The 10,758-nt window shown below is 71.7% G+C and carries 9 protein-coding genes; 8 read left to right on the forward strand and 1 reads right to left on the reverse strand.

The features are described from left to right. Positions 1-104: 104 nt before the first annotated feature. From AC0ZLC_RS30705 to AC0ZLC_RS30735, 7 genes are all read left to right on the forward strand, one after another. Entirely contained in the window at positions 105-1,466 is a 1,362-nt protein-coding gene (locus tag AC0ZLC_RS30705; RefSeq protein ID WP_476755201.1) for a phosphomannomutase/phosphoglucomutase, read from the forward strand. A gap of 306 nt (positions 1,467-1,772) precedes the next feature. After that, positions 1,773-1,943 carry a Trm112 family protein gene (locus AC0ZLC_RS30710; protein ID WP_121402559.1) on the forward strand — a complete coding sequence of 57 codons (171 nt, stop codon included), beginning with the start codon at positions 1,773-1,775 and terminating at the stop codon, positions 1,941-1,943. 42 nt (positions 1,944-1,985) lie between these two features. Next, on the forward strand, positions 1,986-3,113 hold the full coding sequence (locus AC0ZLC_RS30715) for an SIS domain-containing protein (protein WP_476755202.1): 1,128 nt from the start codon (positions 1,986-1,988) through the stop codon (positions 3,111-3,113). Between the two features lie 147 nt (positions 3,114-3,260). Further along, complete coding sequence (gene manA / locus AC0ZLC_RS30720; protein WP_476755203.1) at positions 3,261-4,412, forward strand: mannose-6-phosphate isomerase, class I; 1,152 nt, start codon at positions 3,261-3,263, stop codon at positions 4,410-4,412. 117 nt (positions 4,413-4,529) lie between these two features. Further along, positions 4,530-5,507: a cation diffusion facilitator family transporter gene (locus AC0ZLC_RS30725; protein ID WP_476755204.1), complete on the forward strand. Its 978-nt coding sequence runs from the start codon at positions 4,530-4,532 to the stop codon at positions 5,505-5,507. A gap of 403 nt (positions 5,508-5,910) precedes the next feature. Then, complete coding sequence (gene ahcY, locus AC0ZLC_RS30730) at positions 5,911-7,368, forward strand: adenosylhomocysteinase (RefSeq protein ID WP_476755205.1); 1,458 nt, start codon at positions 5,911-5,913, stop codon at positions 7,366-7,368. Between the two features lie 135 nt (positions 7,369-7,503). After that, positions 7,504-8,118 (forward strand): hypothetical protein, encoded by a 615-nt coding sequence (locus tag AC0ZLC_RS30735; RefSeq protein WP_476755206.1) that lies wholly within the window; start codon positions 7,504-7,506, stop codon positions 8,116-8,118. A gap of 75 nt (positions 8,119-8,193) precedes the next feature. Here the strand turns inward: AC0ZLC_RS30735 and AC0ZLC_RS30740 are convergent, their stop codons facing one another. Beyond that, complete coding sequence (locus AC0ZLC_RS30740; protein ID WP_476755207.1) at positions 8,194-9,285, reverse strand: RDD family protein; 1,092 nt, start codon at positions 9,283-9,285, stop codon at positions 8,194-8,196. A 118-nt stretch (positions 9,286-9,403) separates the two neighbouring features. On the opposite strand from AC0ZLC_RS30740, the gene AC0ZLC_RS30745 reads away from it, so the two are divergent. Beyond that, positions 9,404-10,411, forward strand: coding sequence for a stage II sporulation protein M (locus AC0ZLC_RS30745; protein WP_476755208.1), 1,008 nt, complete (start codon positions 9,404-9,406; stop codon positions 10,409-10,411). Positions 10,412-10,758: the final 347 nt, after the last annotated feature.

Below are 10,758 nucleotides of genomic sequence, written 5' to 3' on the forward strand. Positions count from 1 at the left end.
AGCCTTGAGGTCAGTGGGCATGCGCCCGCTCGGCCCCTTCCCAGCGGATGATCGGTTCGGGCGGGTAGTTTGAGGGCACTGCTCGAATTCCAGGAGGGTTGCCCGTGGCTGCTGATCTGTCGCAGGTCGTGAAGGCGTACGACATCCGCGGAGTCGTCCCCGACCAGTGGGACGAGCCGCTGGCCGAGCTGTTCGGGGCGGCCTTCGCCCGGGTGACCGGCGCGGACGCGATCGTGATCGGTCACGACATGAGGCCCTCGTCGCCCGGTCTCTCGCGCGCCTTCGCGCGCGGTGCCGCGGCGCTCGGCGTCGACGTCACCGAGATCGGCCTGTGCTCGACCGACCAGCTCTACTACGCGTCGGGCGCCCTCGACCTGCCCGGCGCCATGTTCACGGCCTCGCACAATCCCGCCCGGTACAACGGCATCAAGATGTGCCGGGCGGGCGCGGCCCCCGTCGGCCAGGACACGGGCCTCGGCGAGATCCGCGCTCTCGTCGAGTCCTGGACCGACTCCGGCGCACCCACCTCGGACGCCGCACCGGGGACGATCACCCGGCGCGACACCCTGGAGGACTACGCGGCGCACCTCCGCGGCCTCGTCGACCTGACCACCGTCCGCCCGCTGAAGGTCGTCGTCGACGCGGGCAACGGCATGGGCGGGCACACCGTTCCCACCGTGTTCGCAGGCCTCCCGCTGGAACTCGTCCCGATGTACTTCGAGCTGGACGGCACGTTCCCGAACCACGAGGCCAACCCGCTCGACGCGAAGAACCTCGTCGACCTCCAGAAGCGCGTCCGCGAGGAGGGCGCCGACCTCGGGCTCGCCTTCGACGGTGACGCCGACCGCTGCTTCGTGGTCGACGAGCACGGCGACCCCGTCCCGCCGTCCGCGATCACCGCCCTGGTCGCCTCCCGCGAGCTGGCCAAGCACCCAGGCGGCACGGTCATTCACAACCTGATCACCTCCTGGTCGGTGCCCGAGGTCGTCCGGGAGAACGGCGGCAAGCCGGTCCGCACCCGCGTCGGCCACTCCTTCATCAAGGAGCAGATGGCGAAGACCGGCGCGATCTTCGGCGGCGAGCACTCCGCGCACTACTACTTCCGCGACTTCTGGAACGCGGACACCGGCATGCTGGCCGCGCTGCACGTCCTCGCCGCGCTCGGCGGCCAGGACGGCCCGCTCTCCGGCCTCGTCGCCCAGTACGACCGCTACGCCGGGTCCGGCGAGATCAACTCCACCGTCGACGACCAGACGGCCCGGCTCACCGCGATCAGGACCGCGTACGAGGGCCGCGAGGGCGTCACCCTCGACGAACTCGACGGCCTCACGGTCACGGCCGCCGACTGGTGGTTCAACGTCCGCCCGTCCAACACGGAGCCGCTCCTGCGCCTGAACGCGGAGGCACGCGACGAGCCGACCATGGCGCAGGTGCGGGACGAGGTCCTGGAGATCATCAGGGGCTGACCCGCCGGCCCGGCGCCCCTCGGTCCTCCCCGGGGCCGGTGCGGCCGACGGGTTCCGTCGCCGGGTCCAACCGCCCGGCTGACGGCATCCGGTACTGGCAGTCGGCACCGGCATCCGGTACTGGCAGTCGGCGCCGGCATCCGGTACTGGCAGTCGGCGCCGGCATCCGGCACCGGTATCCGGCACCGGCAGTCGGCAGCCGGATACCGTTCCGGCCACGCGACGGGGTTCGGATCCACGCCCCCGCCCCGTCGCCCGCGGCGGTACCCTGACCAGGCCGCATCCACCTGTTCGGAAGGACACCCCATGCCGCTCGAAGCCGGCCTCCTGGAGATCCTCGCCTGCCCGGCCTGCCACGCCCCGCTCACGGAGCAGGAGAGCGAGCTGGTCTGCACCGGCCAGGACTGCGGCCTCGCCTACCCCGTCCGGGACGGCATCCCCGTACTCCTCGTCGACGAGGCCCGCCGCCCCGCGTAAACGACGGACCGGTGACACACCGGTGATCGGAGCTGCCGTCCCATGTTCGACGAATCGCTGCTCGACGACCCCGAAACGCTGACCCGCGTCGACCGGCGCGAACTGCTCCGCGGCGCGGCCGACGCCGGTGCCCGCGTCCGCACCGCCGTCCGGCACGCCACCGAGGCGGGGATCCCGGACCTGAAACCGGAGGGCCGCCCACGGGGCGTCCTGATCGCGGGCCCCGGCATGGCCGCCACCGGTGTCGCCGAGCTGCTCGGTACCCTCGCCGGCGCGAGCTGCCCCGTCACCCGGCTCACACCCGTCGGCGTCGCCCCCGCCGCGGGCGCTCTGCGCTGGGAGCTCCCCGGCTGGGCAGGCTCCGTCGACCTGCTCCTGATCGCCACGCCCGACGGCTCGGAGCCCGGCCTGTCGCTCCTGGCCGAACAGGCCTACCGCCGGGGCTGCACCGTCGCCGCCGTCGCCCCGCCCAGATCGGCGCTGACCGAGTCGGTGGACGGCACACACGGCCTGTTCGTACCGATGGCGACCGCCCCGTACGAACCGAACGAACCGCTGACGGCCTCCGCCCCCGGCGTCCTGTGGGCGCTGCTCACTCCGCTTCTCGCCCTCCTGGACCGCACCGGCCTGCTCTCCGCCCCGCCCGAGGCGCTGCACAAGGTCGCCGACCGGCTCGACCGCGTGGCCGAGCGCTGCGGCCCGGCCACCGCGACGTACAGCAACCCCGCCAAGACGCTCGCCAGCGAGCTGTCCGACGCGCTCCCGGTGATCTGGACGGAAGGCATCTCCGCGGGCCCCGCTGGCCGCCGGTTCACGGCCGCGCTCGCCGAACTGGCGGGCCGCCCCGCGCTCACCGCCGAACTGCCCGAGGCTCTCGCCTCCCACAGCGTCCTGCTCGCCGGGGCGCTCGCCGCCGGTGCCGACCCCGAGGACTTCTTCCGTGACCGGGTCGAGGAGCAACAGGCCCTGCACGCCCGCGTGGTGCTGCTCCGCGACCGGCCCACCGGCGGCCTCAGCGCGGCCCCGGCCGCCCGCGAACTGGCCCTCGGCCACGACACCGCGATCAGCGAGCTCGAACCGGAGGAGGGAAGCGAGCTGGAGACCCTCGCCGAACTGATCGCCATCACGGATTTCGCCGCCGTTTACCTCGCGCTCGCTTCGAGGGCCTGATCTTGACCACGCCGCGGTGCCCGGGTGACCGGGCGTGCCCCGACGGCACGGGTCCGGCCGTCCGCCCCCGGCGACCCGCCCGCACATGAAGACCCGCGCCTGACGGCCGGCGCCCGCTGAGCAGCGTACGTACGGAGAAGACACGCGATGGACCGCCTCGACAACACCGTCCGCCCCTACGCCTGGGGTTCGACCACCGCCATCCCGCGGCTGCTCGGCGCGGAGCCGACCGGGGAACCGCAGGCGGAGATGTGGATGGGAGCCCACCCGGGCGCTCCCTCCCGCACTCCGCGCGGCCCCCTCGACAAGGTCGTCGAGGCGGCTCCCGAGCAGGAACTGGGCCCGGCGGCCGTCGCCAAGTTCGGTCCCCGTCTGCCGTTCCTGCTGAAGATCCTCGCCGCCGGCGCCCCCCTGTCCCTCCAGGTGCACCCCGACCTCGCGCAGGCGAAGGCCGGTTACCAGGACGAGCAGACCCGCGGCATCCCGATCGACGCGGGCCACCGCAACTACAAGGACGCCAACCACAAGCCCGAACTGATCTGCGCCCTCACGGAGTTCGACGGGCTGTGCGGCTTCCGTGCCCCCGGCGCGGCCGCCCGACTGCTCGCCGCCCTGGAAGTGGACTCGCTCAAGCCGTACGTCGACCTCCTGCACGCCCACCCCGAGGAGGCCGCCCTGCGCGAGGTGCTGACGGCTCTCCTCACCGCCGACCGCGAGGAGATGGCCCACACCGTCACCGAGGCCGCGGCCGCCTGCGCCCGCCTCGGCGGCGACCACGCCCCGTACGCGGACATCGCCCACCACTACCCGGGCGACCCCGGCGTCATCGCCGCGATGCTTCTCAACCACGTCCGGCTGCAGCCCGGCGAGGCCCTGTTCCTCGGCGCCGGCGTCCCGCACGCCTACCTCGACGGACTCGGCGTCGAGATCATGGCCAACTCGGACAACGTGCTGCGCTGCGGCCTCACCCCCAAGCACGTCGACGTCCCGGAACTCCTGCGCATCGTCCGCTTCGAGGCGAGCGAGCCCGGCGTACTGCGCCCGGAGGCCTCCCCGGACGGCGAGGAGGTCTACGCGACCCCCATCGACGAGTTCCGCCTCTCGCGGTACGTGCTGCCCGAGAACACCGCCCCGCACGACCTCACCCGCGCGACCCCGCAGATCCTGCTGTGCACGGCCGGTTCCGTGCGGGCCGGCGGGTTCACGCTGTCACCGGGCGAGTCCGTGTTCGTACCGGCCGGCGAAGCGGCCGAAGTGTCCGGGCCGGGCACGGTCTTCCGGGCGACCGTCGTCGCCTGATCGCGTTCGGGCGACGGTCTGACGGGCACTAGTCGGAGCGGGCTGCAACAATGGCCCATCGCAAAGGGCGGGCAAAGGCCCGGTGACTGGCAGAGGGCGAAGGGACACCCCGGACACATGAGCGCGTCAGGCGGCAACAAGGCGATCGTGGCGGCACTCGGCGCCAACCTCGCGATCGCGGCATCGAAGTTCGTGGCGTTCCTCTTCAGCGGGTCGTCCTCGATGCTCGCCGAGTCCGTGCACTCGCTCGCCGACTCCGGCAACCAGGCCCTGCTCCTGGTCGGCGGCAAGAAGGCCCAGCGCGAAGCGACCCCCCAGCACCCCTTCGGCTACGGGCGCGAGCGCTACATCTACGCCTTCCTCGTCTCCATCGTCCTCTTCTCGGTCGGCGGCATGTTCGCGCTCTACGAGGGCTACGAGAAGATCAGGCACCCGCACGAGCTGGAGAACTGGTACTGGCCCGTGGGCGTCCTGGTCTTCGCGATCATCGCCGAGGGCTTCTCCTTCCGCACCGCCATCAAGGAGTCCAACCCGCACCGCGGAAACGACTCGTGGAAGCAGTTCATCCGCCACGCCAAGGCGCCCGAGCTGCCGGTCGTCCTGCTGGAGGACTTCGGCGCGCTGGTCGGCCTGGTCCTGGCGCTCGGCGGTGTCGGCCTCGCCCTCGCCACCGGCAACGGCGTCTGGGACGGCGTCGGCACCCTCTGCATCGGCATCCTGCTCATCCTGATCGCGCTCGTGCTCGCGGCCGAGACCAAGTCCCTGCTGCTCGGCGAGGCCGCCGGTCTGGACACGGTCAAGAAGATCGAGACGGCCCTCGTCGACAGCAGCACGGTCACCGGCATCATCCACATGCGCACGCTCCACCTGGGCCCCGAGGAACTCCTGGTCGCCGCGAAGATCGCCGTCGAGCACGACGAGACGGCCGGAGAGGTGGCCTCCGCCATCAACGCCGCCGAGGCCCGCATCCGCGAGGCGGTCCCGATCGCCCGCGTCATCTACCTGGAGCCGGACATCTACAGCGAGGCCGAGGCCGTCAAGGGCCCGGACCGCGAGGCGACGCCCGGCGGACCGGCCCAGGTCACCGAGCACTGACACCGCGACGGACGGCGCCCGCCCCGAATAATTCGGGGCGGGCGCCGTCCGTTTTGCTTCCCGCCGGGACCGACGCCCTCCGCTCCTGTTCGCCGTGGCCGGGCGGCCGGAACCACGGCCGGGACGGGCGCTGCCCGCCGCCGCTCCGCCGGGTGCGGACCGGCCGCGGACGGAGGCGGACTGGGGCCGCCGGGCCCACCGGTGTAGCTTGGTGACCGAGCCAGACGTCGCTGCTGATGGCGGTCGGGCGGCCCCACGAGGGCCGGCCGAGGGAGAGAGGGCCTCCGACGGACTGCGCTGCGCGCACCGCGGCATGCCCGTGACCCCCTCGGGCAGGCGTGTGCCCGACGCCGCGCAGACCAGCCGTACCCACCTCGCCCCAACCTCCGAGGAGCAGCTCCTTATGACCACTGTCGACAACCGACAGGACTTCAAGGTCGCCGATCTCTCCCTGGCCGCTTTCGGCCGCAAGGAGATCACCCTCGCCGAGCACGAGATGCCCGGCCTGATGTCGATCCGCAAGGAGTACGCCGAGACGCAGCCCCTGGCGGGCGCCCGTGTCACCGGCTCCCTGCACATGACGGTGCAGACCGCCGTCCTCATCGAGACGCTGGTCGCCCTGGGCGCCGAGGTCCGCTGGGCCTCCTGCAACATCTTCTCCACCCAGGACCACGCCGCCGCCGCCATCGCGGTCGGCCCGAACGGCACGCCCGAGAACCCGCAGGGCGTCCCGGTCTTCGCCTGGAAGGGCGAGACCCTCGAGGAGTACTGGTGGTGCACGGAGCAGGCCCTGACCTGGCCGAACACCACCAGCGGCGGCCCGAACATGATCCTGGACGACGGCGGTGACGCCACCCTCCTCGTCCACAAGGGCGTCGAGTACGAGAAGGCCGGCAAGGTCCCCTCGCTCGACACCGCCGAGTCCGAGGAGCACCACGCCGTCCTCGAGCTGCTGCACCGCACCATCACCGACGGCTCGCAGAAGTGGACCCAGCTCGCCTCGGAGATCCGCGGCGTGACCGAGGAGACCACGACCGGCGTCCACCGCCTGTACGAGATGCACCGCGACGGCACCCTGCTGTTCCCGGCGATCAACGTGAACGACGCCGTGACCAAGTCGAAGTTCGACAACAAGTACGGCTGCCGGCACTCCCTGATCGACGGCATCAACCGCGCCACCGACGTCCTCATCGGCGGCAAGACCGCCGTCGTCTGCGGCTACGGCGACGTGGGCAAGGGCTGCGCGGAGTCCCTGCGCGGCCAGGGCGCCCGCGTGATCATCACCGAGATCGACCCGATCTGCGCCCTGCAGGCGGCGATGGACGGCTACCAGGTCACCACCCTCGACGACGTCGTCGAGCAGGCCGACATCTTCGTCACCACGACGGGCAACAAGGACATCATCATGGCCGCCGACATGGCCAAGATGAAGCACCAGGCGATCGTGGGCAACATCGGCCACTTCGACAACGAGATCGACATGGCCGGCCTCGCCCGCATCCCCGGCATCGTCAAGGACGAGGTCAAGCCGCAGGTCCACACCTGGACCTTCCCCGACGGCAAGGTGCTCATCGTCCTGTCCGAGGGCCGCCTGCTGAACCTGGGCAACGCGACCGGTCACCCGTCGTTCGTCATGTCCAACTCCTTCGCGGACCAGACGCTGGCCCAGATCGAGCTGTTCACCAAGCCCGACGAGTACCCGACCGACGTCTACGTGCTCCCCAAGCACCTCGACGAGAAGGTCGCCCGTCTCCACCTCGACGCGCTCGGCGTGAAGCTCACCAAGCTCCGCCCCGAGCAGGCCGCGTACATCGGTGTCGAGGTCGACGGCCCGTTCAAGTCGGACCACTACCGCTACTGAGCCCACGCCTCAGTACCTGGTGAGCGCGCCCGCGCACTGACGCGCCGACCAGCAACAGGTCCCAGGCAGGCCCCCGCACCCCGGTGCCGGGGGCCTGTCCGTTGCCGGACCGATCCCGGAGGATCCAGGACCCCCATGCCCCGCGGCCGCTATTCGCTCCACGACCCGCACGATCACACCCCCCTCGCCGAAGAACACTTCCACTGCGCGCCCGGCCCCTCCGGCTGGCGCTACGTCTCCCAGCTCACCACCCCCTCCGGCGACCACGCCGGCTCCGTCGACCTCACCCTCGACGACCTCGGCCGCCCCATTCGGCTCGAACTGCACGCCGCGAGCTGGCAGGTCCGCGGCGCCGCGCTCGACGGCGTCACCTGGGTCCGCACCGACCCCGCCGGCACGGAGGCCACCGAAGGCAATGTCCCCGCCCACGCCTTCGCCGGGACCTCCCCGGCGTTCCTCGTCGCCACCGCTCGTCTGCTGCGCCTCACCCCCGGTGCCTCCGCGACGCGCGTACGCCTCGTCGCCTTCACCGACCCGGTCCTGGCCCCCCGCACCCTCGACCAGTCCTGGGCCTTGATTTCGAGAGAAGCACACGCCACTGACAACGGCCCGCTGACGGTGGACAACTACCAGGTCACAGCCCTGGACACCGGCGAGCAGAGCGCCGTTCACCTCGCCGGCGACGTGGTCCTGGCCGCGCCCGGCATCGAGCTGGAACACCTGGAGACACCGCCGTCGTCGTTCGCCTGACGCGGCGGGGACGGAGTGCGGGACGGGCCTCGGGCCCGGGGGAGGGCCCGAGGCCGCCGGGCTGCGACGGGACGGTCAGGCGGGCGGAGCGAAGCCGGTGGCGGGTTGCTCGGATCCGGTGCCGGTCCGGCCGGATTCCCTGCCATGACGCTCGGAGGGGCCTTGGTGCCCGTTCGGCTGTTCGGCACCGGCCCAGGGCTGTCCCGGCCGGCCGGCGTGCGGTACGGGCCGCCCCGGCTGTTCGACGGGCGGTACGGGCTGTCCCGGCCGGTCGGCGGGCCACACGGGCCGGCCCGGCTGTTCGACAGGGGGGAAGGCCGGGCCCGGCCCGCTCGTCATCACCGGACCGGCCGCTGCCGGATAGGCCCCCGGCACGGCCGCACCGGTGCTCACACCCGGCCTCCCGCCCATGGCGCCGCCCCCGCCGAACACCCGGCGGACCTCCCGCGCCTGCCGCTCGTGCACCACCGCCGCCAGATAGGCGGCCGGGGGAACCCCCTGCGGCACCGCGGTACCCGTGCACGACGCGAGATCCCCGGCGAGCCGCTGCGCCATCACCCAGCCGACCTGCGGGTCCAGCTGCCGCATCCGCGTCAGGTACTGACGGACGGCGAGCCACAACCCGTCGGGGACGGCGGAGAGGTCCAGCTCGGAGAAGCGGCCCACCAGCCAGGGCGGCGGCGGGGGCACGAAGGCCGCCCGCCCGGCAGGCACCCGCTCCCGCACGACCAGCGTCCCGGCGAACACGTCACCGAGCCGCCGCCCCCGCGCCGAGACGAGCGAGGCGATGCACGCGACGACCCCGAACGTCAGCAGGATCTCGACGACACCTACCGCACCCCGCACCAGCGCGTGCCGGAACCGGATCGGGCCCCCGTCGTCGCGCACCACCCGCAGCCCGCACGCCAGTTTCCCGAGCGAGCGCCCGTGGCTGAGCGTCTCCACCGCGATGGGCCCGCCGACCAGCACAAGAAGGAAGGAGCCGATCGAGACAGCCATCTGCGCCGCCTCGTCCAGGCTCGCGGTGGAGATCACCAGGACGACGGTCACCAGGACGTAGACGACCATGGCCGCGATCAGGTCGAGCAACACCGCCAGGCCTCGGCTCGGGAGTTTCGCGGGGCGCAACTCCAGCGCCACCGCCTCGCCCGTCACCAGCTCACTCACACGCGCCGCCCTTCCCTGACCTGCCCCGAGAACCGCCAGTCTGCCAAGCTGAGGGCGCATCGCGCCGCGGTACGACAAGCTGACACGCAGTACGAGAGGACGAGGAGCAGCAGAACCGATGGACCTCGACGTCTTCGTGTCCGCCCACCGCGCCGAGTGGGACCGCCTCGAAGCCCTGCTCGGCCGTCAGCGCCGCCTGAACGGCGCCGAGGCCGACGAGCTGGTCACCCTCTACCAACGCACCGCCACCCACCTCTCCCTGATCCAGTCCAGCGCACCGGACCCTCAGCTGACCGGACGACTGAGCCAGCTGGTGGCACGCGCGCGCAGTGCGGTGACCGGCACCCGCCGCGCCTCCTGGCGCGACGTCACCCGCTTCCTGACCCACGGCTTTCCCGCCGCCGTCTACCGCTGTCGGCACTGGTGGGTCCCCACGGCGCTGCTCTCCACGGTGGTCGCAGCCCTCCTAGGGTGGTGGATCGGTACGCACCCCGAGGTCCAGTCCTCGATCGCGGCCCCCGGCGAGCTGCGCGAACTCACCCGTCCCGGTGGAGAGTACGAGACCTACTACTCCAGTCACCCGGCGGCATCCTTCGCAGCCCAGGTCTGGACGAACAACGCCCAGGCCGCCGCGATGTGCCTGGTCCTCGGCGTCTTCCTGGGACTTCCCGTCCTGTGGATCCTCTTCCAGAACATGCTCAACCTGGGGGTCGGCATCGGTCTGATGTCGTCGGCCGGGCGCTTCGACACGTTCCTCGGCCTGATCCTTCCGCACGGCCTGCTGGAGCTGACCGCCGTCTTCGTCGCGGCCGGCACGGGTCTGCGCCTCGGCTGGACCCTGATCGACCCGGGCCCGCGGTCCCGCCGTATCGCCCTGGCCGAGGAGGGCCGGGCGGCCCTGGGCATGGCCATCGGCCTCGCCCTGGTGCTCTTCGTCTCCGGGGCCATCGAAGGCTTCGTCACCCCCTCCGGCCTGCCGACCTGGGCCCGAATAAGCATCGGCGTCGTCGCTGAGCTGGCGTTCCTCGCGTACGTCTACGTCCTGGGCGGCCGTGCGGCACGCTCCGGTGAGACCGGTGACGTCGAGGCCGCCGAACGCAGCGCCACTGTCCCGACCGCCGCCTGATGTGCGTTCGCCGTCGCTGAGCTGCTAGTCTCCTCTTCGCCCCAGGGGACCTGTTGACACGGGACCTGTGGGGAGGTAGATTTGAACAGTTGCCTAGAACTGGACACGTCCGGTGGCAGCGGTTAGTTTCTATCTGCTTCCGGAGACAATCGATTTCCGGGAAGCCACTCCCGATGATTCAGAAATGACGCCGGTAAGTCCGGCCCAAAACTTCTGATAAAGTCGGAACCGCCGGAAAGGGAAACGCGAAAGCGGAAACCTGGAAAGCACCGAGGAAATCGGAGCCGGAAACGGTCTGATAGAGTCGGAAACGCAAGACCGAAGGGAAGCGCCCGGAGGAAAGCCCG

The organism is Streptomyces sp. GLSS-08 (assembly GCF_056387915.1).

Excerpts from the sequence above, each read along its gene's own strand:
- AC0ZLC_RS30710 (WP_121402559.1), top strand. The coding sequence starts at position 1,773 with ATGCCGCTCGAAGCCGGCCTCCTGGAGATCCTCGCCTGCCCGGCCTGC.
- AC0ZLC_RS30715 (WP_476755202.1), top strand. The coding sequence starts at position 1,986 with ATGTTCGACGAATCGCTGCTCGACGACCCCGAAACGCTGACCCGCGTC.
- manA (WP_476755203.1), top strand. The coding sequence starts at position 3,261 with ATGGACCGCCTCGACAACACCGTCCGCCCCTACGCCTGGGGTTCGACC.
- AC0ZLC_RS30725 (WP_476755204.1), top strand. The coding sequence starts at position 4,530 with ATGAGCGCGTCAGGCGGCAACAAGGCGATCGTGGCGGCACTCGGCGCC.
- ahcY (WP_476755205.1), top strand. The coding sequence starts at position 5,911 with ATGACCACTGTCGACAACCGACAGGACTTCAAGGTCGCCGATCTCTCC.
- AC0ZLC_RS30735 (WP_476755206.1), top strand. The coding sequence starts at position 7,504 with ATGCCCCGCGGCCGCTATTCGCTCCACGACCCGCACGATCACACCCCC.
- AC0ZLC_RS30745 (WP_476755208.1), top strand. The coding sequence starts at position 9,404 with ATGGACCTCGACGTCTTCGTGTCCGCCCACCGCGCCGAGTGGGACCGC.